The organism is Aminithiophilus ramosus (genome assembly GCF_018069705.1).
Lineage (GTDB): Bacteria > Synergistota > Synergistia > Synergistales > Aminithiophilaceae > Aminithiophilus > Aminithiophilus ramosus.
On record NZ_CP072943.1, the window covers coordinates 2,096,274 to 2,118,792 of the forward strand.

General features: G+C 65.3%; 24 protein-coding genes and 3 tRNA genes. All 27 read right to left on the bottom strand.

Translation table 11 applies throughout. The annotated features are described in order from the left end of the window. Window positions 1–36: 36 nt before the first annotated feature. The 27 genes from KAR29_RS09720 to fliQ all read right to left on the bottom strand — a co-directional run bounded on the left by KAR29_RS09720 (window position 37) and on the right by fliQ (window position 22,516). On the bottom strand, window positions 37–696 hold the full coding sequence (locus tag KAR29_RS09720) for a hypothetical protein (protein WP_274372799.1): 660 nt from the start codon (window positions 694–696) through the stop codon (window positions 37–39). 33 nt (window positions 697–729) lie between these two features. Next, window positions 730–1,338 (bottom strand): sigma-70 family RNA polymerase sigma factor, encoded by a 609-nt coding sequence (locus KAR29_RS09725; RefSeq protein ID WP_274372800.1) that lies wholly within the window; start codon window positions 1,336–1,338, stop codon window positions 730–732. A 60-nt stretch (window positions 1,339–1,398) separates the two neighbouring features. Then, window positions 1,399–2,052, bottom strand: coding sequence for a histidine phosphatase family protein (locus KAR29_RS09730; protein ID WP_274372801.1), 654 nt, complete (start codon window positions 2,050–2,052; stop codon window positions 1,399–1,401). A 125-nt stretch (window positions 2,053–2,177) separates the two neighbouring features. Then, window positions 2,178–2,253 (bottom strand) — tRNA-Thr (locus KAR29_RS09735). A 4-nt stretch (window positions 2,254–2,257) separates the two neighbouring features. Further along, window positions 2,258–2,333: transfer RNA gene (locus KAR29_RS09740), tRNA-Glu, on the bottom strand. 6 nt (window positions 2,334–2,339) lie between these two features. Beyond that, window positions 2,340–2,415 (bottom strand) — tRNA-Lys (locus KAR29_RS09745). 278 nt (window positions 2,416–2,693) lie between these two features. Continuing rightward, a complete protein-coding gene (argH, locus tag KAR29_RS09750; RefSeq protein WP_274372802.1) occupies window positions 2,694–4,073 on the bottom strand; it encodes an argininosuccinate lyase in 1,380 nt (459 codons plus the stop codon). A 142-nt stretch (window positions 4,074–4,215) separates the two neighbouring features. After that, window positions 4,216–5,118 carry a Ppx/GppA phosphatase family protein gene (locus tag KAR29_RS09755; protein WP_274372803.1) on the bottom strand — a complete coding sequence of 301 codons (903 nt, stop codon included), beginning with the start codon at window positions 5,116–5,118 and terminating at the stop codon, window positions 4,216–4,218. Continuing rightward, complete coding sequence (locus KAR29_RS09760; RefSeq protein ID WP_274372804.1) at window positions 5,115–5,618, bottom strand: DUF501 domain-containing protein; 504 nt, start codon at window positions 5,616–5,618, stop codon at window positions 5,115–5,117. The genes KAR29_RS09755 and KAR29_RS09760 overlap by 4 nt, the downstream gene beginning before the upstream one ends. Window positions 5,619–5,711: 93 nt before the next feature. Then, on the bottom strand, window positions 5,712–6,113 hold the full coding sequence (locus tag KAR29_RS09765) for a S1 RNA-binding domain-containing protein (RefSeq protein ID WP_274372805.1): 402 nt from the start codon (window positions 6,111–6,113) through the stop codon (window positions 5,712–5,714). A 55-nt stretch (window positions 6,114–6,168) separates the two neighbouring features. Continuing rightward, on the bottom strand, window positions 6,169–6,777 hold the full coding sequence (locus KAR29_RS09770; protein ID WP_274372806.1) for a hypothetical protein: 609 nt from the start codon (window positions 6,775–6,777) through the stop codon (window positions 6,169–6,171). Further along, window positions 6,767–7,321, bottom strand: coding sequence for a hypothetical protein (locus KAR29_RS09775; RefSeq protein ID WP_274372807.1), 555 nt, complete (start codon window positions 7,319–7,321; stop codon window positions 6,767–6,769). The genes KAR29_RS09770 and KAR29_RS09775 overlap by 11 nt, the downstream gene beginning before the upstream one ends. 13 nt (window positions 7,322–7,334) lie before the next feature. Next, window positions 7,335–7,625: a hypothetical protein gene (locus KAR29_RS09780; RefSeq protein ID WP_274372808.1), complete on the bottom strand. Its 291-nt coding sequence runs from the start codon at window positions 7,623–7,625 to the stop codon at window positions 7,335–7,337. Between the two features lie 17 nt (window positions 7,626–7,642). Beyond that, window positions 7,643–9,226 (bottom strand): DUF342 domain-containing protein, encoded by a 1,584-nt coding sequence (locus KAR29_RS09785; protein WP_274372809.1) that lies wholly within the window; start codon window positions 9,224–9,226, stop codon window positions 7,643–7,645. Window positions 9,227–9,243: 17 nt separating this feature from the next. After that, complete coding sequence (locus KAR29_RS09790) at window positions 9,244–9,987, bottom strand: sigma-70 family RNA polymerase sigma factor (protein WP_274372810.1); 744 nt, start codon at window positions 9,985–9,987, stop codon at window positions 9,244–9,246. A gap of 11 nt (window positions 9,988–9,998) precedes the next feature. Further along, window positions 9,999–11,045, bottom strand: coding sequence for a hypothetical protein (locus KAR29_RS09795; protein WP_274372811.1), 1,047 nt, complete (start codon window positions 11,043–11,045; stop codon window positions 9,999–10,001). Between the two features lie 18 nt (window positions 11,046–11,063). After that, complete coding sequence (locus KAR29_RS09800) at window positions 11,064–11,528, bottom strand: chemotaxis protein CheD (RefSeq protein ID WP_274372812.1); 465 nt, start codon at window positions 11,526–11,528, stop codon at window positions 11,064–11,066. A gap of 30 nt (window positions 11,529–11,558) precedes the next feature. Further along, window positions 11,559–12,179, bottom strand: a complete 621-nt coding sequence (locus KAR29_RS09805) for a chemotaxis protein CheC (protein ID WP_274372813.1) — start codon at window positions 12,177–12,179, stop codon at window positions 11,559–11,561. A gap of 11 nt (window positions 12,180–12,190) precedes the next feature. Beyond that, window positions 12,191–14,188, bottom strand: coding sequence for a chemotaxis protein CheA (locus tag KAR29_RS09810; RefSeq protein ID WP_274372814.1), 1,998 nt, complete (start codon window positions 14,186–14,188; stop codon window positions 12,191–12,193). A 16-nt stretch (window positions 14,189–14,204) separates the two neighbouring features. After that, on the bottom strand, window positions 14,205–15,293 hold the full coding sequence (locus KAR29_RS09815; protein ID WP_274372815.1) for a protein-glutamate methylesterase/protein-glutamine glutaminase: 1,089 nt from the start codon (window positions 15,291–15,293) through the stop codon (window positions 14,205–14,207). A gap of 13 nt (window positions 15,294–15,306) precedes the next feature. After that, entirely contained in the window at window positions 15,307–15,954 is a 648-nt protein-coding gene (locus KAR29_RS09820) for a flagellar brake protein (protein WP_274372816.1), read from the bottom strand. Window positions 15,955–15,958: 4 nt separating this feature from the next. Continuing rightward, complete coding sequence (locus tag KAR29_RS09825) at window positions 15,959–16,825, bottom strand: MinD/ParA family protein (protein WP_274372817.1); 867 nt, start codon at window positions 16,823–16,825, stop codon at window positions 15,959–15,961. A 61-nt stretch (window positions 16,826–16,886) separates the two neighbouring features. Further along, window positions 16,887–18,164 (bottom strand): flagellar biosynthesis protein FlhF, encoded by a 1,278-nt coding sequence (gene flhF / locus KAR29_RS09830; RefSeq protein WP_274372818.1) that lies wholly within the window; start codon window positions 18,162–18,164, stop codon window positions 16,887–16,889. Next, entirely contained in the window at window positions 18,161–20,278 is a 2,118-nt protein-coding gene (gene flhA / locus KAR29_RS09835) for a flagellar biosynthesis protein FlhA (RefSeq protein WP_274372819.1), read from the bottom strand. The genes flhF and flhA overlap by 4 nt, the downstream gene beginning before the upstream one ends. 83 nt (window positions 20,279–20,361) lie before the next feature. Beyond that, window positions 20,362–21,471 (bottom strand): flagellar biosynthesis protein FlhB, encoded by a 1,110-nt coding sequence (flhB, locus tag KAR29_RS09840; RefSeq protein ID WP_274372820.1) that lies wholly within the window; start codon window positions 21,469–21,471, stop codon window positions 20,362–20,364. Beyond that, window positions 21,468–22,250, bottom strand: coding sequence for a flagellar biosynthetic protein FliR (fliR, locus tag KAR29_RS09845; RefSeq protein WP_274372821.1), 783 nt, complete (start codon window positions 22,248–22,250; stop codon window positions 21,468–21,470). Before fliR ends, flhB begins: the two co-directional genes overlap by 4 nt. Then, window positions 22,247–22,516, bottom strand: a complete 270-nt coding sequence (fliQ, locus tag KAR29_RS09850; RefSeq protein WP_274372822.1) for a flagellar biosynthesis protein FliQ — start codon at window positions 22,514–22,516, stop codon at window positions 22,247–22,249. Before fliQ ends, fliR begins: the two co-directional genes overlap by 4 nt. Between the last annotated feature and the right edge of the window lie 3 nt (window positions 22,517–22,519).

Genomic DNA, 22,519 nt, shown 5'->3' on the forward strand with positions numbered 1-22,519 from the left:
CTCCTTCCGGAGCCTCGGTATGATGTCGATGAACTTTTACTGGACGACGACGACGCCCTCGTCCCTAAGGGCCCTCTGCCCCACCTGAAGAAGGCGGAGAAGGTCCTCCGCCGTCGGCTCGTCGTCGGCCTTCACGGCGACGACGGGATCCCTTCGGGAGGAGCTTTGAGAGGGGACGCTCTCCTCGACGGCCTCCTCCCCCGCCCGGACGAAGCGGGTATCGGTGGGGGCGAACCGTTCCTCTCCGACGGCGGGAGAAAGCCCCTCGTCGGGAAGCCGCCGCGCCTCCGCCGCCTCGATCCTCTCGGGAGGGACCTCGGCGAGGGCCGGGCCTCCCCCGGGCATGCGGAGGGCGTCAAGGAGCCTTTTCTCGTCGGGAGTGACGATCTCGACCATGGAGCCCGACGCCGTGAAAAGCGGAGAAAGACTCCTCTCCGGGCCTCGAGGAGAACCGGCCGGATGGGAGAGGAGCGCGACGAGCAAAAGAGAGGTCAGGGCCACCCGCAGGGTCGCCCGAGAGGCGCCGATCCGGCGGGAGGGCTCCCCCAGCAGGCGATCGCTCAGGGCGCGGCGCGTCTCCTCCATCTCGGCCCGAGCGCAGTCCAGCTCGGCTATGGCCGCCGCCCAAAGCCGACCCTCGCAGGCAGCCGTACAGCGATCAAGCCACCGCCTGATTCTCTCGATGCGCCGTTCCACCTCAACCACCCCCGAACCGTTCCTGCTTTTATATTATCCCCGGGCCTCCCCCTCCTGTGGACTGTCGATCCCCAGCCAACTTCGGAGTCTGGCGAGAGCCCGCCGCTGAAGCCGGTAGATGTGGCTGACATCGACACCACGCTCGCCGGCCACCTCTCGGGCCTTCTTGCCCTCCAGGACGAGGGCCTCGACGATCTCCGACTCCGACTTGGGCAGCTTGGGCAGGGCGGCCTCGAGAGCCAGAAGCCACTCGAAGCTCTCCGAAGAGAACGTCTCGTCCTCCAGGACCAGGTCGTCGACGTCGACGGGAAGAGGCGCACGGGCCTCGACGCGCTGGAGAAAGTTGGCCATGCGGCCTCGCACGCGATAGAAGGCGAAGGTGGAAAAGCGGATGTTTTTGCTTCGGTCGAAGCGGTCGACGGCGGTGATGAGGGCGACCATCCCCTCCTGGATCAGGTCGGGGTACCGGGAGGAATCGACGCGGAAATGGCGTCGGGCGAGCCAGAAGACGAAAGGGCGATGAGCCAGGATCAGGGTCTCACGGGCCGCTTCATCCCCCGCGGCGGCCCTTTCCCAAAGGCGATCCTCCTCCTCCTTGCTGATACGCTGATCTTGACTGTCGTCGCGACGCGAGGCGTCCATCGGCCAGCCTCCTGACTTCGGAAAATATCCCCTATTCTAGCAGTTCCCGAGGGAAAAGGCCTATCTCGGAAGAGGAATGGCGTCGATCAGGGCCTCCTCGACGAGCAGATGAGCCTGGTCGTTGGAAAAGGCCAGAGTGGGCTCGGCGTCCCAGACGTCGACGGCCGTGAGGGCGCAGTTGTCCTGGCGGATTTTCCAGACCAGATCGGGAGGCAGGCGAAGGAGAGAGGCCAGGGCGGCCCTGATCGTGCCGCCGTGGCAGACGACGAGATAGGTCCCCTCGCCCTCGTGCAGCAGGGGAGCGAGGGCCTTGCCGACGCGGTCGACGGCGCTCAGGAAAGGCTCCCCTCCGGGAGGCTCGACGGAAAAGGGATCTTCGCGCCAGGCCCGGTAGAGATCGCCGTGACGCTCCATGACCTCGGCGACCGACAAGCCCTCCCAGAGGCCGAAATCGAGTTCGGCCAGCTGGGGCGAGTATGTCGTCGGAGGCGCCTCGAGGAGGGAGGAGCTCACGAGGGAGGCCGTCTCGACGGCCCGGACGAGGGGACTGGCGACGATCCGGACCAGCGGCTCCCTCTTCAGGCGGAGGCCCAGGCGTCGTGCCTGCTCCCGCCCCCCGTCGTCGAGGGGGACATCCGTCGTCCCCTGGTAGCGGAAGGTCCTGTTCCAATCCGTCCTGCCGTGGCGGGCCAAAAGAAGTCTTCTGTGTTTCACGTCAGCACCTCCGAAAGGAGTCGCGGGGCGCGGAAAGGGGGAAAAGGCGCCCCGTCTCGAGTGCGCAAGAGGCCGCACGAAACAAGGGGCCGCGGGAAGACCCGCGACCCCTTGCCGATACGCGATGGAGCCGGTGTGCGGACTTGAACCGCAGACCTGCGCATTACGAGTGCGCTGCTCTACCAACTGAGCTACACCGGCGGAATGGCGGTCCCAACGGGATTCGAACCCGTGCCGCAGCCTTGAAAGGGCTGTGTCCTAGGCCACTAGACGATGGGACCCCAACATGGTGAGCCGTGTGGGATTCGAACCCACGACACCCGGATTAAAAGTCCGGTGCTCTACCGACTGAGCTAACGGCTCAAGGCAAGCGCAGACCACTATACAGAGGGAGGCGGTCCCTGTCAAGACATGCCGCGCGCCGCCGTTCCCATCGTATTACAGGAATCCCCCCGCGACAAGTCCCGAAAGGAGGCCCGGATCGGCGGTCTCCACAGGACGGCTTCCGTCGGGCCCGCCGATTCGGGGACCTCTCGAAGCACCCCGTCGGCCGGCTTGGGACGGGTCCTTCAGCGCCACGGCCGCCCTGACGGAGCTTCTCCTCTTAAGCTGTCCGCGGATTCAGGGGAGGGGACGAAAAGTCAGAGGGGCCACCCCTCGGAAAGGAAGCGCCGCCCCTCGCCGATGGCCTCGGCGACGCGGTCGAAAGCCGTACCGCCGAACGTCCTCCGAAGGCGGACGGCGTCGACGGCGTTGAGTCGCTCCGGAAGATCTTCACCCGCCTCGGGCAGGAGGGACCGCCACTCCTCCAAGGAAAAGGAGTTGAGGGCCCGTTTCTCCTCGAGGCAACGCCGGACCAGCCTGCCCGTCTTCTCGTGGGCCTCCCGGAAGGGAACGCCCCGTTCGACGAGGTGTTCGGCCACGTCCGTCGCCAGGAGAAGGCCGTCCTCGAAGGCCCGGGCGGCCCGTTCCTCGTCTACGGCGATGTGGTTCAGGAGATCGGGCAGAAGGGACAGAACCGATTCGACGGTAGCGATGGAGGCCCAAAGCCCTCTCTTGTCCTCCTGAAGGTCGCGGTTGTACGTCGACGGAAGCCCCTTGAGGGAGATGACGAGATCCACCAGGTGTCCGGCGACCTGTCCCGTCTTGCCTCGGATCAGCTCCAGAACGTCGGGATTCTTCTTCTGGGGCATCATGCTCGAACCCGTGCAGTAGGCATCGGGGAGAAGAAGCCAGCCGAACTCCTGACTGGCGTAGAGGATGAGGTCCTCGGCCAGACGGGAGGCGTGGAGGGCGAAGACGGTGGCGAAATGATGGTAATCGAGGAGATAGTCTCTCTGGGCGACGCTGTCGAGGCTGTTGCGCGTCGGGCGGGAGAAACCGAGTTCGCGGGCCGAGAAGGCCCGGTCGAGGGGAAGGGTCGATCCGGCCAGGGCCCCGGCGCCGAGAGGAGACTCGTCGATGGCGGCCCTGGCCGCCTCCAGACGGGTGACATCGCGGCGGAAGGCCTCGAAATGGGCCATCCAATAGTGCCCCAGACTGACGGGCTGGGCCTGCTGTAGATGGGTGTAACCGGTGATCACGACGAGGCGGTCCGCCTCGGCCCGGTCGAGAAGGGCCGTCAGAAGCCCCTTCAGTTCGAGGGAGAGCCTGCCGTACTCGCCCCGGAGGAAGAGGCGCATCGTCGTGGCCACCTGATCGTTGCGGCTACGCCCCATATGAAGCTTGGCCCCGAGGGGGCCCAGCTTCTCGATGAGCCGGGCCTCGACGTTCATGTGAACGTCCTCCAGCTCCTCTTTGGGCTTCAGGAGGCCTGAGGCGATCTCCCCGTCGATTTCGGCCAGGGCCCCGTCGATCCGACAGGCCTCGTCGGCGCCGAGAAGGCCCACTTGGGCCAGCATGGCCACGTGACCGCGACTTCCCTCGATATCGCTCGACGCGAGGCGCCAGTCGAGATCAAGGGACTGGGTGAAGGCACTGACGGCCGCAGCCGTCTCCTGGGCAAAGCGTCCTTTCCACATCGGTTTGAACCTGCCTTTCTCTATCTCGACATTCGATTCCGAGCGCCATCCCCTTCTCTTCCGAAGATGGGGACGCACTCCCACGGGAAGACTCCCTCGGAGGAGGGGGAACCCGCCGCGAAAGACCGGATTTCCCGCCGCCTCAGAGGCGGACCGACGAGGGAGAAAATCCCAAAGCCAGGGCGCGACGACGGGCCATCCCCCAGAGAAGGTCGCACTCGCTGTGCCGGTACGCCTCCAGGCCCAGGTGAGCCATGAGGGTCTCGATGACCGTCAGACCGGCGACGATGATATCGGCCCGCTTCGGATCGAGGCCGACGACGGCGCGCCTCCGCTCCGCCGTCATGGCGGCCAGGTCCCGGGCCATGAGACGGACCTGCCATCGGGAGAGAAGCGTTCCGTGAAGTCCGTCGGGGCGATAGAGCTCCTTCGGAAGGGAGCGGACCATCATGGCCAACGCCGACGAGGTGCCCCCCACTCCGGCCAGGGAGGCGGCCCGCGACAGGCCCGACGCCTTCAGAGCGGCCAGGACGTGAAGGGCCATACCTCTCCGATTCCCGCCGAAAAGGTCCGTAAGGCGGACGGCCCCCAGGGGAAGGGAGAGGGCCCCGTCGGCGACGATCTCGAGGCTGCCGCCGCCGAGGTCGAAAACCGCCTCGGCCTCGATGCCTCCGAGGCGGACGCCCTCGCAGCTCAGGCGGGCCTCCTCCTCTCCGGGGAGGACCTGCAGAACCGCCTCCGCTGCCCCCTCAAGAACCGGGACGATCGCCCCCGCCGACGAGAGGGCCCGAAGCGATTCGGTGGCGAAGAAGGAACGGCCCTCACCGGAGACGCCGAGGCCGTCGAGACGGGTTTTCAGGCCCCTGAGCACGGCGAGGGTCCGATCGAGGGCCTCGGGGCGGGGCGAGAAGGCTCCCTCGCCGATCCCCTCGGTGAAGCGGGTGATCGTCGACGTGGCATCGACGAGGCGGAGCACGTCGCCGTCGACGTCGACGGCGAGGGATCGAACGGAATTGGAGCCCAGATCGATGACGGCAACTCTCACGGGCAGACACCTCCGCAGGGACGACCTTCGGGATCGTCACAATCGAGAGGTCCCAGCCGGGAACGGAGCCAGGCCTCTCCCGGATGCCGCCCCCGGCCGAGCCAGGAGGCGACCTGAAGATGGAGACACTTGACGCGAGGCCGATCCTGGAGGCGAACGCCTCCCACTCCGCCGCGAAGGCCCTCCCAGAGACGGGGCCTGAAACGCCTCACGAAGGCCCCCCGAGCCCCTAGAAGGGCGAGCCTCAGGAGGACCGCCTCCTCATGATAGGCGATCCAGGCCTCCCTCCTGTCGACCAGAAAACCTTCGAGACACCTCACCGCCCCCTCCCCCTCGAGGGTTCCGCAGAGACGATCCAGGTAGGGACAGGTCAGCCAGAAGGTCGTGGGGAAGGGACCGGAAGGCCCCATCGGATCGCAGAGAATCACCTGGGGAAACCCCCAAAAGCAGCGGCGGGCCACGGCCAGCACGAGCGAATCGTCGAAACGGCGGCAGGACATCTGCCGGCGGAGAAGAGCCCTATCGCCGGGAGCCAGGGGGAGAAACGCAAAAAGGGGGCGAGAGGCCCCCTTGAACGTTCGACAGGTCATCGCTTACTTGCGGCCTTTGCGCTTCCCGCCGCGGGCGTCCTTCATCTTGCTGTTGAGATCGGCGATCTTCTGGTCGCTCGTCTTGATGAAGAGGGAGAGGCGCTTTTCGAAATCCTCCTCCGTCGACCGCCGCGGAGGTTCGGGGGCTTCAAGGCTTTTCAGGGAGAGATCGATCCGTCCCTTTTCATCGATCTTGATGACCTTGGCCCGTATCTCCTGCTTCAGCTCGAGGACGTCCTCCACCTTTTTCACGTAGCGGTGGGAGAGCTCGGAGATGTGCACCATGGCCTTCTGCCCCGTCGTCAGGCGGACAAAGGCCCCGTAAGGAGCGATATGCTCCACCGTTCCGGCAACGATATCACCGACGTTGACCGTCCCTGCTGGCGAGCTGTTCCCGTCTACCATGAATTCTTCAGACCTCCACAGTCAGTATGTCTTGCCCGAGGAAACTCCTCGGCCCTCACTCCCCCGGCAGGGGGAACCAAAGCCACTCCAGAGACTGCCCCTTTTCATTCCTTCTCCTGAGAAGGACAAGGAAAAAGGGCTCCATCGCCCTTGAAGAGGGGTTCACCCAGCAAAGCAGGGAACCGGTCTGCTTGTCGAGAACGGATTTGAAAAGACTGTCCTTGATTATAGGCGAAAAAAGGGCCAGGGCGCTAGCCCCCTCAGGTTTCCACCGGTCGCCGAGGAAGCGGATACGATTGGACCGCTCCTGGGGAATCGATACCAGGCGGCGTGCGTCGACCCTCCGACAGGCGATCTCCATGACCGAGAAGGCCCGACGGGGGCTCACGTCCTGGCGAAGGAGAGGCCCCCCGTGGCAGGTCACCTCATAGCGCAGGGGGCCCATGGCCGTCGTGCGGACGGGAAGACGGCCCCAATCGAGACAGCGGGCGCCGTGGACCTGGGGAACCAGACAGAGACGGGCGATGGAGGGCACCCGCCGCGAGGAGGTGACGACGGGCTCCCTCGGAGACACCTCAAGGCGCCGGACGGGCAGGCGGCCCACGAAAAGGCGGGCCAGCTTCTCCGCCAAGGCCCCCAGGCGGCCCTTTCCCTCAGTCGCCACGCCCCTCTTCTCCTACGATCTCGAGGGCCTTGCGCATTCGCGCGAAGGGCTCGACAAGCTCCATCGACCGGGCCGCCTCCAACAGGATCGGGGCGAGGAGGTCGGCGGCCTGGCCGCCGAGGGGCGCCGTCAATCGCAGAGGCGCGCTGACCGGATCGGCCTGAAGGAGAATCGAACCGCTCTCGCCCTGAGGCTGGATCTCTCCGACGTTTTCCAGCGGAGCATGGCTCGTCGGTTCGACGAGGAGAACGGGCAGGGCCCCCTGTTCGGCCAGGGGCTGCAGAAGGGCCCTGTCGCGGCAAAGCCAGAGGTGGGGCCGGATCTCCAGGACCTTGAGAAGGTTTTTCAGGAGAATCTCCTCGCGCAGGTAGATCTCCAGGGCCTCTCCGTAGAGAACCCGTTCGAGACGGGTCGGGCGGACGGGATCGGTGTAGCGGAAATCGAGAGGAATGCCCCGGGGATCGGTGACCATGACGGCTCCCTGGAAAAGCCCCTTTTCCTCGTCGATCAGGACATAGCCCAGAACCTTGGCGCCTTTTTCCATCAGCGGGACCTCCTCAGGCCATCAGATCCAATCCTCCCCCGCCCTCGTCCTCGTCGGAGTTCTCCTCCTCGGGACGAGGCGGGCGACGGCGGCCTCGACGTCCCTCCTTCTTCTCTCGGTTCTCCTCGCCGACGCGTTTCCCCTCGGTGCCCTCGGCCGACTGGACCTGATTATCGCGGTGACGCGCCTCTTCCGCGATCTCGTCGTCCTGGAGAGCCTGGGCGGGAGCCGCCTCGGGATTCCTGCGATGGGTCGTCTCCTCGATGCGCCAGAGCGAAAGCTGCATTTCGACAGGGCGGATCATCGCCTCTTTTCCCCCTTTCAGCTGAAGGGCAGAACGCGGACCTCGCCCTGATCGAGGATGAATCGGACGAACTTCATCTCCTCGCGGACCACGTAGGAGACGCCGCGGACGGAAACGGTCACTCCAGGGTAGCAGTTTCCCCGGACGCGGACGACGCCCTCCTGGCGGCAGCGCTCGATCTCCTCCTCAAGAGCGGCCAGCCGCTCGTTGACGAGTCCCTGTTGGGCCTCGAGCTGAAAACGGGCCTTCGTCAGCTTCACGAGAAGGACGCGCCGCGCCTCGTCCAGTCCGCCCTTCTCGTCGAGCTTCTTCAGGAAAGCGATGTTGTTCATGACCTCGTGAAGCTTGATCGTCATCTCCTTGAGCATCTCCGTCTGCTTCTTGCGCTCCTCGACAAGCTCGGGGGCGAAGCCGACGGAGACGAGCGTCCGCGTCCCCATCTCGCCGCCCAGGGAAATGCAGTGAACCTCCGTCCCCGCCTGAATCTTGCCGCCGACGACCTGTCCCTTCTTGTCGTTGGTGACGAGGACCTTGCCCCGGCAGGCGATGTTGGAGTGGCGCAGGGCCCCCTTCTCGATGATCACGTCGTGATCGCAGCGGACGTTGCACTGGTCGAGGTAGCCCGCACGGAGGATGCCCTTGCAGAAAAGATGGGCCTTCCCCATGCCTCGGACGCCGACGAGGATATTCATGTTGCCCTGACACTCGAGGGTCGCCCCCTCGACGACGCCCTTGACGACGATGTCCCCGCCGGCCTTGACGACGAAATCCTCGCGGATCGTCCCCTTGACCTCGACGGCGCCGAGAAAATCGATGTTGCCGACGCTGAAATCGACGTCGCCGGCGACCTCGAAAAGGGGAAGCACCGAGATCCGGTCGTCCTTGATGGAAAGGTGGCCGTCGGCATCGGCGTAGAGATGACGGCCGTCGTCGGAGACGCGGACGTTGGCGCCGACGGGGATGCGGGGATCGCGTCCTCTGCGGGCCTTGACCGTCCGGCCCAGGACGTCCGTCCCGTCGACGGCCTCCGTCGGAAGCGTCTTCTCGAGGATCTCCGTTCCCCTCGTGATGTTGACGATGGAGCCCATATCGCGAAGATCGATCTTGGCCGCCGCGAGATCGCGAGCCGTCGTCGTCTGGACCTTGAAGAAAATCTGTCCGTCCTCTCCGTGAAGGGGCGGACGCCCTTCGGCGACGACGATCCAGCGATTCTCCGCCCCGGGGCCGGTCAGGGAGCGGAGGATCTCCTCCTTGACGCCGAAAAGGATCTTCTCTCCCTGAAGAGTGGCCCGGAGCTCCTCCTCCGTCGGCCAGGAACCCTCCCCCTCGGGAGGGGAGACAAAGATCTCGGCTCTCATGGCATCATCGCTCATCCGGACGCGAATCCGGGCCGGCTCGGAGCGGACAGGCAGGTCCCCTATGCGGACGGGCCGGCCTCTCCTCTGCCCCAGAGCCTCCTGAAGGGCTCCCTCGTCGCAGTTTCCGATGCCTCTTTCTCTGGCCTGGCCGAGTAGGTCGGAAAGGGTCAGCTCCGTTTCGGCGGCCACGACAAGATAGACGCCGTCTTCGCGTTCCTCGAAGCGTATGCCCGTCGTCTCCAAAAGATCACCTCCTGTGTTTACGGACGTAGCCGTCCGCGAAGGGCGGCGATGGCCTTGCCGTGAAGCTGGGAAACCCGCGACTCGGTGACGCCCAGGACCTCTCCGATCTCCTTGAGGGTCAGCCCCTCGTAATAGTAGAGAGAGAGGAGAAGGCGCTCCCTTTCGGGCAGGTCGACGAGGGCCGACGCCACACGGCTCCGCTCCTCGTCGCGCTCCAGAAGGCTCTGGGCGTCGGGCCCCTCGTCGGCGACGGCGCCCCCCCGGAGGACATCGCCCTCCTCCAGGAGAAAGACATCGTCGAGGGAGACGAGGTAGGTCCTCCCCGATATCTCCAGCAGCTCCCTATAACTCTTTTCGTCCATCTCGAGAGTCGCCATGAGCTCCTTCTCGTCGATGGCCCCTTTCGACTGATAGAGCCGCTCCGAGGCCTCCTCAAGACGGGAGAGCTTCTCTCTCCCCGAACGGGAGATCCAGTCGTAGCGCCGCAGCTCGTCGAGGATGGCTCCCCGGATGCGGGGAACGGCGAAGGTCTGGAAGACGAACCCCTTGCGGGGATCGAAACGGTCCATGGCGTCGAGGAGGCCGAAGACGCCGAAGCTGAGAAGGTCCTCGTAATCAAGGCCCGGAGGAGGCACGAGGGCCATGCGGTTCGCCACGTAGCGGACCAGGGGGAGATAGCGGACCACCAGTTTTTCCCTGTTTTCCGCCGACGGATCGGAGGCGAAGTCACTCCACAGCTCGCGGTCGCTCTCTCGGCTCAATCGTCGTCACCTCAGCGCGAAAACCAGTGGAAAAGGGCCAGGGCCAGAAGCAGGCCGGCGCCGAGGTAGATCAGGAGGAGACCGTTGCGGGACAGAGAAGGCCGCTCGACGGCGCCTCTGTCGATCCGGACGCGAAGGTCTTCGGTCTGTTTGACGACCCCCACGACGCCGTCGGCGAGATCGAGCTCGATGAGGTGATCGCCGACGGGGCTCTTGGAGACGGACGAGACGGGAAAGACGGGAGGACGGCCGCTTCGGACCATCATGCGCACGATGAGACCGGCCAGACCGGCCTGATCCTCGAAGGCGACGTGAAGCCGCTGTCCTTTGCGGATCTGGGAAAGAGGCTGGCCCCGGACGGGATCGAGGAGGGGACGGCAGCGGACGCGAATGCTCTCCAGCGTCGCCGGGCTCTTCTCGCGCGTCTCCTGGTCCTTTTCGCGCTCCACCCTCTCTTCGTCCGCCGTGGAGAGAAGGCCCGCCTGCTGGAGACGGAGACGGTTGAAGGTCTCCACGTGAAGACGCAGAAAGACGTCGACGCGCAGGTGGTTGGAGAGCGTCTCGCTGAGACGCTCCGTCAGGGAATCCGACGATTCCTGCCCCCGGAAGAGGCGATTGACCGACGTGGGATCGAGGGCACTTTCGAGCAGACGCTGAATGCTGCGGAGGAGAGACTTGTCGAGGGGGGCCGTAATCTCCGTCAGGGCGAGGCGAACGGCCTCCCAATCGGCCTCGACGGCAAAATTCGACGAGAAGCGCTGGAAACCGACCCACAGGACGGCATCGAGCTCCTTGCCCGAAGGCCCCTCGAAAACGAAACAGAAGGCCCCCGACGGATCGTTGGCCCTTCGCCCCTCGAAAACGCCCTTGACGGCAAGGGCCGAGGGGAGGACGGACTGAAGAAAGGTCATGGCCTTTTCGGGCTCTCCTCCCGCCAGCTGGAGGGCGCCCCGCATCTCCTCCGGCGTGCAGCCGAGAAGAGCGCAAAGCTCCGAGGCCGCATGGCCGGCGGCGAGATCGGCCTCCCGGTTTTCTTCGTCGAAGGGGTGGTTCTCCATGACGGCCTCCTCCCTTGCCTAGAGCATCTGGACTCCCTTTCCGAGAGTCTTGACGGTCAGCAGCCACGTTTCGGTGCTGAACTCGACGCTGCGCCCCTTGTTTCCGCCCGTATCGCAGGCGACGAGAGGGATGTTCGCCTGGGCCAGCAGCCCCTTCGTCGCCTCGATGTTGCGGCTGCCCACGGCGAGCAGTCCCTGCCCCGAGCCCGGAAGGTTGAACATCTGGGCGCCGCCGGCCATCTTGGCCTTGAGACGGGAACGGTTCGCACCCAGCCTGTTCAGCTCCGACAGAAGCTCGGGCAGAGCCGAATCGGCGAACTTGCCCGGCTTCGTCTCGTTGCGGCTCTGACGGCTGTCGGGAAGCATGATGTGAACCATTCCCGCAATGCGCGTCGACTCGTCGAAAAGGACGAGTCCGATGCACGAGCCGAGCCCGAGCGTGACGAGCAGAGCCGGATGACGTAAGGCGACGAGTTCTGCCATTCCCACATGGACGACCTGCGGCTTCATGACCTAGAGCACCCCGAGCTTTCCCAGGAGCGTGGAAAGCTTGCCCGGATCGGGAACCATAAGGATGTGCCCTCCCAGCTCCCTGTCGATCCCCTTCACGATGAGGGAGGTCTGGACCATGAGGGCAATATCGCCCGAGATGCCGTAGATGGCCACGACGACGTCCAGAAGGGCACCGAGCATGTCGTGGGCGATGGCCGGGACGGAGACGGGCAGGGAAAAGCCCGTGAAGGCGCTCAGGGCGTTGACGAAGGCCCCGAGAACGATATTGCCCACCTCGGAAAGGGCGCTGTCCCTGAGCTGATAGAGCATGTCCTCGTCGTCGCAGTGGAAGGGGGCGACGAGGATGTCGGCCAGCTCCTGAGATTTCTCCTCGTCCATCATGAACATGAGATTGCAGGAGAAGTCTCCCTCGGCCCGGACCAGGACGGCGCAGATCAGCGATTCGGCGGCCCCGTAAAGCTGGGGCAAGTCGTAGATGGGAACGAGCTGGGCCTGAGGAACGGCCATGTCGACGGGGCGATCGAGGAGACCGGAAAGGGCCGTCGCGGCGTTGCCGGCGCCGATGTTTCCCACCTCGCGCAAAGCGTCCAGCTGTAGGCTGTTGAGTTCTTCCTTCTCCATCGTGCAGGCCCCTACATGGAGTGGACGGAACCGGGCTCGAGGATGAGAGCCACGTTCCCGTCGCCGAGGATCGTCGCTCCGGCGACGCCCTTCACCTTCATGAAAAGCCGTCCCAACGGTTTGATGACGATTTCCTGCTGGCCGATGAGCTCGTCGACGATGAAACCGACGCGGCTCTTGCCGTTGCGGACGACGACGACGGGATATTCGTCGGCGGCGCCCCGCTCGACGGGCGTTCCCAGAATGCGGGCCAGATCGCAGAGGGAGAGGATCTCGCCTCGGACCGTCGTCACCGGAGAACCGTGAACGGTGCGGATATCGGACTTGCCGACGAGGAGGGTCTCCTCGACGTTCTCGAGGGAGATGGCGTAGGTCTCGTCGCCGACGCGGATGAGGAGGGCCACGACGATGGCCAGGGTAAGAGGCAGGCGGACGACGATGCGCGTCCCCTTGCCGACCCTGGACTCTACCTGGAACTGGCCGCCGAGGGACTCGACCTTGTTTTTGACGGCGTCCATGCCGACACCCCGCCCCGAGACGTCGGTGACCACCTCGGCCGTGCTGAATCCGGGCAGAAGGACGAGGCGGATGGCGTCCTCGTCGGAAAGGGCCTGGGCCTCGTCGCGGCTCATCATTCCCCGCTCGACGGCCTTGCGGCGGACCTTGTCGGGGTCGATCCCCTTGCCGTCGTCGCGGACCTCGATGATGACGCTGTTGCCCTCCTGATAGGAGGCGATCGTGACGACGCCCTCCTTCTCCTTGCCGGCGCTCAGGCGCACCTCGGGCTTCTCGATGCCGTGATCGATGCAGTTGCGGATCAGGTGGACCATGGGATCGCCGATCTCGTCGATGAGATTGCGGTCCAATTCCGTCTCCTTGCCCTCCAGCTCGAGGCGTATCTCCTTGCCCAGAGACTTGCTCAGGTCGCGGACGAGGCGGGGAAAACGGTCGAAGACGAAGGAGACGGGAACCATCCGCAGCTTCGTCACCAGTTCCTGTATGTCGCCGGAGATCCGTCCCAGCTGGGCCAGAGGCTCCTCGAAGGCCTTGATCCGGGCCTCCTGAGCCAGCCTCTCGATGCGGGCCCTGCCTATGACCAGCTCGCCGACGAGGTTCATCAGCTTGTCGAGGCGCCCGATGTCGACGCGAACGGTGCGACTGAGCTTGCGCGTCTCCTGGGCGGCCTCCTTGCGGTCTGATCCCTTAGATTCCGTCACCGTCTTCGCATCCAATGCCACCGCCTCCTCGTCCTCCGGCTCCTCTTCGGCGTCGCCGGCGACGGGTCCGACGGACACGTCGTCGACTTCGCTCACCTGGAGGACGGCCTTGCGAATCTCCTCCTCCTCTTCGTGGGTGGCGAAGTAGATCCAGAACTGCCTGTCGAAAAGCTCCTTCTCCAGATCGTCGACGGAGGGGACGGTCTTGATGATCTCGCCGTGTTCGCCCAGACGGGTGACGACCATATAGGCCCTCACGGCCTTCATGGAACAGTCGGGAGAGAGCGTCACGCCGATCTCGTAGACATCCATCCCCCTGCGGCGGGCCTCCTTGACCCATTCCCCCTCCATCGTCGACAGGCGGGGCGCCTCGGCGGGAACCTCGGCGACGGGGGCGGCCGGGGCCGCTCTGTCCTCGTGGAGGCGGGCGATGAGGCCGGCCACGTCGGACGACGACTCGCGTCCCCCCTCCCGAATCCCCTCCGTCATCGACGAAAGGGCATCGAGGCAGAGGAAAAGCAGGTTCACGCCCTCCTGGGAGAGCCGGGCCGTCCCCTTGCGCACCAGGTCGAGGCGGTCCTCCATGGCATGCGTCAGGTGGGCCATCCCCTCGAAACCCATCGTCGCCGACATGCCCTTCAGCGTATGGGCGATGCGGAAGATCTCGTCGATGGGCCCCGGATCGTCGGGGCTCTTCTCCAAAGAAAGCAACAGATCGTTGAGGCTCTGAAGCTGTTCCGTCGTCTCGTCGAGAAAGGCGCCCAGGTATTGTTGCATATCGAGATTCGTCATGGCTATCGCCCTCCGTCTATCGATAGAAGTCTCTTGTGCCCACAAGTTGTTCAAGGACAGGGGAAATCTCCCCGAGCGGATGCTGTTCATCGACGACGCCCGCCTCGACGGCGGAGCGGGGCATGCCGTAGACGACGCATGTCTCGGCCGACTCGGCGACGACATAGGCTCCCTTGGCCTTCATGGCCTTGGCCCCGTCCGTGCCGTCCCGTCCCATTCCGGTGAGGATGAGCCCCAGGGCCGCAGGGCCGACGGCGTCGGCGACGCTCAGGAAGAGGATGTCCGCCGAAGGACGGACGGAACGCAGCGGCGGCGTGTCGGAGAGACGGCAGACGAGCTGGCCCTGACTTCTCTCGACGGAGAGGTGCCGCCCGCCGGGGGCGATGGCCACGAGGCCGGCCTTGAGGACCAGCCCCTCGGAGGCCTCGACGACATGGAGGGGTCCCAGACCGTCGAGCCGCTGGGCCAGCGACGCCGTGAACCCCTCGGGCATGTGCTGGACGACGGCGACGGGAAGGGGAAAGGAGCCCGACAGGAGCGGGATGACCTCCTGAAGGGCCCGAGGCCCTCCTGTGGAGGCCGCCACGGCCAGGAGCTCGAAGCGGCGCGCCTCCCTCTTCCGCGGAGCCTCGACGAGGGTCCCCGCCGCGGGAGGCGCCGCGGGGACCCTCCCGCGGGAGGGAGGGGCAGGGAGCCGCAGCCGGGCCCTGCTGGCCTCGAGGACTTTCGTGCGCAGCTCGTCGGCGACGCGGTTCATGTCCAAGGAAATCGCTCCCGACGGCTTCTGGATGAAATCGACGGCCCCGGCGGTCAGGGCCTGAAGCGTGACGTCGGCCCCCCGGGCCGTCTTGCTGCTGACCATGACGACGGGCAGGGGATGGCTCTTCATGATGGCCTCCAGGGCGGCGAGACCGCCCATGCGGGGCATCTCGACGTCGAGGGTGACCACGTCGGGGCGGAGACTTTCGACCTTGCGCAGGGCGTCCTCCCCGTCGCGAGCCGTCCCGACGACCTCCAGCCCGGGGCCGGAGAGAATGTCCGCCAGAATCTTCCGCATGAAGGCCGAATCATCGACGATGAGAACGCGAACGGGCCTCGAGTCCATCCTATCAATCACCTCAGCGTTTCTGCAATTCCTGCCTGCGGATGAAATCAAGCAGGGCCTTTTCGACGACACGCGGCAGGGCCTGAAACTCGAGTCCCGCCTCGGAGGCGCCGTCGCCATCGGAGCGCCGCACCACTTTGGTGACGATCCAGAAAGGGACCTCCAACTCCAGCCGCAGCAGAAGCTCGTCCTCGTTCTCGAAGGGGACCTTTTCGGAAAAGCGCAGCCGCGTCCCCCCGAGGCTGACGTCGGCCAGCTTGCCCGAAAACCAGCGGCCCTGAAGGGGACTTCTCTCCTCCGTGTCGAGGCAGAAGGCCTGAACGTCAAGGAGGCAGGGGACGCGAAGAAAACGCCGCCGCTGTATCCTCTCGACGTCGCCCTCGGGCCTCAGCCAGAGCAGAGGCACCGCGACGGTCACGTCGCTGCGGATCACCGTGGCCCGGGCGAAAAGATGACAGGCGGGCTCCTCGCAAAGGAGGGTCACCGACATGTCGCGGTAGAGCGGAAGCAGCGCGCCCTTCCTCATGGGATGGGCGACGGCCCAGAGTCCCTCCGTGTCGTCCTCGAGCCTTGAGGGATACTTTCCCTTGTAGAGACCGGCCTCGACGGAAAGGAGACATCTTCCCCCGACCTTGGGCATGACCGCTTGTCTGGCGGTCATGCCGTCAGCCTCCTAAGCCCACGCGACGGGAAAGGCGGAAGAGGAAGCCCTTCAGTCCCCGGGAAGGGGCGGCGACAAGCTCCTCTTCCGACGACGGCGCCGGAAGGATCCTGGAGGCGACGAGGCGGACGTTGCGGGCGGCCTTCGAGTCGGGGAAGGCCCAGAGGAGAGGGCGCTGCCTGGCGACGGCGTCGTGAACGCGATCGTCGCGGGAGACATGGCCGGCGAAGATGACGGGCACGTTGAGGAACTGGGCGGCCGCCATCTGGAACCGACGTCCCACCTCCTGGGCCTCGGCCTCGTCGCGGACCATGTTGACGATGAGACGGACGTCGATGCGTCCGTTGGACCGTCGGGCCAGGACCTTGAGAACGCCGTAGGCGTCGCGGATCGCCGTCGGCTCCGGCGTCGTCACCAGAATGACCGAATCTGCGGCCAGGGCAAAGGCCAGAACGCTGGCGTGCAGTCCCGCCGCCGTGTCGATGAGAAGGACATCGGCCCTCTCGTCGAGGCGGGAGAACTCCTCGATCAACAGGCCCTGGCGCCGCTCCTCCAGGTCGGCCAACTCCTGAACGCCCGCTCCGCCGGGTATGAGCCAGAACCCCTCGTGGAGCTTGAGAAGGGCCTCGTCGAGCGTGCGCTCGCCTTCGATGACGTGGGCCAGCGTGACCGCAGGAGGGAGAAGACCGAAGAGGATGTCGACATTGGCCAGCCCCAGATCGGCGTCGAGGAGGACGACGCGCTGTCCCCTCTCGCAGAAGGCGAGGCTGAGGTTGACGGCCAGATTCGTCTTGCCGACGCCCCCCTTGCCGCTGACGACGGCGAAGGTCCGAAGAGGCTGTCCCTTTTCGTCGCCGACGATCTGGCGCAAGGGCTGAGCCTGATCGGATGAAGCCGTGCGTCCTCGCAGAAGGGAAGAGATATTAAGGCCTTCAGCCACAGATTTCACGCCCCTCGGGGAAAAGATAGGAGAGATAGCTTTCTCCCGAAGCCACGGCGATGTCATTGGGAACGTTCTGACCGGCCGTCAGGAAGGAAAGAGGAAGATCGAAATCGAAAACGACGTTGAGCAGGCTCCCGGCACTCCGCGTCTCGTCGAGCTTGGTGGCCACGACGCCGTCGATGGGAACGACGTTCATCCGATTCATCACGTCCAGGACATCGCCGTACTTGACGTTGGCCGCCAGGACGAGATGGACCGACTGGGGTTTGAAGGCCTCGTAGAGATCGCGGTATTCGGCGACCTTGTCCTCGTCGTTCTGGCTCCTCCCCGCCGTATCGAGAAGGACGACGTCGACGTCGGCGTAGCGGGCCAGGATCGGAGCCAGGTCGGATGGCTCGTAGACGACCTCCATGGGGACGCCCAGAATCTTGGCGTAGGTCCGGAGCTGCTCGACGGCCGCTATCCTATAGGTATCGGACGTCAGGAGCAGAACCTTTCGATTTTCCCAGAGGGCGAAGGCCGCCCCGATCTTGGCGATCGTCGTCGTCTTCCCCACTCCCGTGGGGCCGATGAAGAGCGCTCGAGGTCCCTTGAGCGCCTCGGCCCAGGACTTTCCCCTGCAGGCGATCTCTCCGGCGAGCCAACCGCGGAAGGAGCCCCCCCCCGGAACCTGGCGATAGCGCTCGACGAGCCGCGACGCCACCGGAGGCTCCACGCCGCAGGAGACGAGCGAAAGCGTCAGCGCGTCGCGTGGCGCGGCCACTCCCTCCTCGAGCCGGGCCAGGACCTTGTGCAGCGTCTCCTGCAAGGTCTCGACGCGGCCCAACAGCTCCCTCTCCCCTTCGGGAACGGGGGTCTTGAGCCGGACGGCCCGGGAGAGCTCCAGGGCCTGGCTCGAAAGCTCCAGGGAGACCTCCCCCTCGGAGACGATCTCCGGAGGCGGAGAGAGCCTCTCGCCGACGGTCTCTCCCTTCTGGCGCGGGACCGGAGCCGGGACCGGCGGCTGGACGGCCTGGCGGATCTCGAGAAGCTTCTGAAAGGCCAGGATGCGCTCCCGTTTTTCCCTCTCCCGCTCCTGGCGATCCTCCTCGAAGATGCCGGCCGTGACGGCGAGCATCCTCTTCCGGAAAAGGCCGAGGAAGCCCCCTCTCTTGACGGGCACGACGGAGATCACCACGGCGTCGTCGCCCAGGCGCGTTCTCGCGAGCCGCATGGCCTCCGCGTCGTCTTTGGCATCGAAGGTAATCTGTTGAACGAGTCGCATCATTCCACCATCCCGATCGACTTCAAGGATACGCCTTGAGCAATTTCATTATAGGCCAGGACATGAACCTGCGGTAGACTTCCCTCGACGATACGGCGCACGATGAGGCGCAGATCGGGGTGGACGAGGAGGACGGGGAGGCTGCCGCCCATCGAGAGCTGCTCGGCCGCCTTTCCCACGGCCTGGATGAGATCCTGCATCCGCCTGGGATTCATGGACAGGTGCCACCCCTTGAGGAGATCGCCCTGGAGAGAGGCCTTGATCTCCTCCTCCCAGCGTGGGGAGAGAGTCGCCACGGTCAGGACGCCGCCCTCTCCCAGCAGGCCGACGGTGACGAGACGGGCCAGGGCCTCTCGAACCCGCTCCAGCAGGTAGTCGGCGCTGTGGGAGACCTTTCCGTTGTCGGCCAGACATTCGAAGATCGAGACGAGGTCCCGGATCGGCACCTGCTCGCGGATGAGGTTCTGAAGCACCTTCTGGATGTCGCCCAGGGAGAGGGAGCTCAGAAGCTCGTCGACGACGGCGGGATTGTTCTCCTTGACCAGGTCGAGAAGACGCTGCACCTCCTGGCGGGAGAGCAGATCGGCGCCGTAGAGCTTGATCACCTCGGACAGGTGCGTCGAGAGGACCGAGGGGGCGTCGACGACGGTGAACCCCATCGTCTCGGCCTGATCGCGAAGATCGGGAGCGATCCAGGTGGCGGGCAGGCCGAAGGCGGGCTCCGTCGTCGGGATGCCGACGATGGTGGACTCCGTCCCCGTCGTGTTCATGGCCAGGAAATGATCGGGCAGAAGCTCCCCTCGTCCCACCTCGCCTCCCTTGACGCGGACGATATACTCCGTCGGCTTGAGCTGGATGTTGTCGCGGATGCGGATGGGAGGGACGACGAGCCCCCTCTCGAGGGCCATCTGGCGCCGGATCGTCCCGATCCGCTCCAGCATGTCCCCTCCCTGGGCGGGATCGACGAGGGGGATGAGGGCGTAGCCGATCTCGACCTCCATGGGATCGACGGTGAGAAGGGGAAGGACGTTCTCCGGCGAGGCGGGAGCGGCACCTCCCCCTTTGGCGCCGGGAGCCGCGCCGGGAGCTCCCGGCCGTCCTCCCTTGGGCGCCGCCTTGGCACGGTCCGCCTCGATCTCCTTCCCCTCGCGATAGACCACATACCCCAGGAGCCCCATCATGGACCCCAGCGCCGAAAAGGGGATCAGGGGCAGACCGGGGACGACGGCGAGGCCGAAGAGCATGACCGACCCGATCCAGAGAGGACGGGGATAGGCCGTGAGGGAGGTGACGATGTCCCTTCCCAGGTTGCTCTCCCCCGCCGACCGGGTGACGACGATGCCCGTCGCCGTCGACAGGAGAAGGGCCGGAATCTGGGCCACGAGACCGTCGCCGACGGTGAGGAGGCTGTAGGTCCCCATGGCCTGTCCCAGAGTCATGCCCCTCTGGAAGGTCCCGATGGAGAGGCCGCCGATGATGTTGATGACGGTGATGATGAGGCCGGCGATGGCGTCGCCCTTGACGAATTTGGAGGCGCCGTCCATGGCGCCGTAGAAATCGGCCTCGCGCTGAATCTCGATCCGGCGGGCCCGGGCCGACGCCTCGTCGAGGAGACCGGCGTTGAGGTCGGCGTCGATGGCCATCTGCTTGCCCGGCATGGCGTCGAGGGTGAAACGGGCCGCCACCTCGGCGACGCGCTCGGCGCCCTTGGTGATGACGACGAACTGGATGACGACGAGGATCAGGAAGACGACGCCGCCGACGACGTAGTTGCCGCCGACGACGAAGTTGCCGAAGGCCCCTATGACCTCCCCCGCGTAGCCGCGGAGCAGGATGAGCCGCGTCGTCGAGACGTTGAGGGCCAGACGGAAAAGGGTGGCCATGAGAAGGATCGTCGGGAAGGCGGCGATCTCCAGGGCCTTGCGGACATAGAAGGTGGTGAGGAGGACGACGACGCCGAGCGTGATGTTCATGGCCAGCAACAGGTCGAGGAGCACCGTCGGCAGGGGGATGATCATCATCCCCACGATCAGGACGAGAAGGAAGGCCATGCCGACATCGGCATACTTCAGCATTGTCTTGAGACCCGTCGAGCGGACCTCCTGCGGTTCGATCATCGACACAACTCCTCGAAAGGGCCGCCCGAGGCGGTCAATCTGCTTTCACCATGAAGACACTATAGCCGATGAGAGAGGGGGGCTCAACTGACAGATCGCGCCGAGACCCCCTTTCTCCCCTCTCGGAGACGGTAGACGAAGGCCAGGACCTCGGCGACGGCGCGATAGAGCTCCTCGGGAACTTCCATGCCGATCTCCACCTGAGAGTAGAGAGCCCGGGCCAGGATCCTGTTCTCGACGATCGGCACGTCGTTTTCCGCGGCGATCTCGCGGATCCGCCGGGCGACGACCCCCTGCCCCTTGGCGACGACCTGGGGCGAATCCATGGACTTCCGCTCGTAAAGAAGGGCCACGGCCAACATCGTCGGGTTGGTGATGACCACGTCGGCCTTGGGCACGGCCTGCATCATCCTCCCCCGGGCCAGCTCGCGCTGCTTCTGGCGGATCCGCCTCTTGATCAGGGGATCGCCCTCCATCTGCTTGTACTCGTCCTTGATCTCCTGTTTGCTCATCTTGATGGAGCGTTCGAACTCCCAACGCTGGTAGAGGTAGTCGAAAAGGGCGATGGCCAGGAGGAGAAGGGCGAAGCGGAGCCCCAGAAACCAGACGATCTCGGCGACGGTCTCCATCCCCTCGTCGAGGGGAAGGCGGATGACGGCGATGATGCGGTCGAGATCCTTCCTCAGGGCGTAGTAGAGGAGAAGCATGAGGAGAGAGGCCTTGAGAAGCCCCTTGAAGAGCTCCACGAGAGAGCGGATCGAAAAAATCCGCTTCAGCCCCGAAAGGGGGTTGAGGCGGTCCAGCTTCAGCTCCAGAGGCTTGGAGCTCATGAAAAAACCGACCTGATAGACGGTGATCGCCAGGGCCGCGAGGGCGCAGGCCGCTGCCAGAGGCAGCCACAGATAAAGGTAGTCCGCCAGCGCCCGGGCTCCCAGGAGGCGGGCCCAGCCCTCTCCCGAAAAGGCGGGATCGCCGAAGGCCCGAAGCATGAAGAGGATGTGTTCCTTCATCCCGCCGCCCATATAGCCGGCGAAGACTTTCATGAAGACCAGGCCGGCCAGAATGACGACGGCCGCGCCCAGATCCTGACTTTTCGCCGTCTTTCCCTCTTCCCGGGTCTTGCGGCGCTTCTGGGGCGTCGCGGGCTCCGTCTTCTCCTGGCCGAAAAGCTGAAGCGAAAAGGGCCGTCTCATCGCCAGAGGCTCACCCCCTCCAGGGCCGTCTCGAGGGCCCCCTCGATCTGTCCATGAAGGACATTGACCGTCAGGGGCAGGACGACGATGAGGAGGAAGAATCCCAAGATGATCTTCAGGGGCAGCCCCAGGACGAAGACGTTCATCTGGGGCACCGTCCGGGCCACGAACCCCAGCCCCAGATCGGCGAGGAGCAGGGTCCCGAAATAGGGGAGGACGATGCGGAAGGAGAGGACGAAAAGCTCCTGAAGCCAGGTGCCTGTGCCGATCTCGGCCGCGAGGGAGAGGCCCGCCCCTCCCAGGGGCACGAGGCGGAAGGTCTCGACGAGGGCCCGCAGGAGCAGGAGGTGGCCGTTCCAGTAGAAAAAGTACCAGAGCGCCAGGAGGAACTTGATCTGGCCGATGAGGGAGACCTGAACCTGCGAGAAGGGGTCGAGGACGTTGACCATGCCGAAACCCATCTGGGTTCCGATGACCCGGCCGGCGACCTGAACGGCGTAAAGGGGCAGGGCCGACAGAAGGCCCAGGGCGACGCCGACGAGAAGCTCCCCCGCCCCGGCCAGGACGATGCCCCCCCATCCCAGCAGGGCGCGCTCGGGCAGAGGACCCGACAGGAAGGGCCAGGCCGCCAGGGCCAGAACGGCGGCGAGCCAGAAGCGGACGGGCATGGGAAAGGCGGGGGCCACGAAGGCCGGCGTGGAAAGGAGAAGGCCGAGGAACCGGGTCGTCGCCAGAAGGAAGGCGACGATGAAAAGGACCAGATCGCCCTCGAGATTCATTGGATGAAGCGGTGAAGCTGCCCCAACAGGTCGATCGTCATCTTGCCCACCTTGCCGAAGATCCAGGGCCCGAAAAGGACGAGGGAAAGAAGGACGGCCAGGATCTTGGGGACGAAGACGAGGGTCTGTTCCTGTATCGACGTGGCCGTCTGCAGAATGCCGATGACGAGGCCCAGCACCATCGCCACGAGCAGGACGGGAAGCGAGGCCAGCAGGGTCGTCCAGACGGCGTGCTGGAAGGTGTCGACGATGCTCAGCGTCCCCACCGA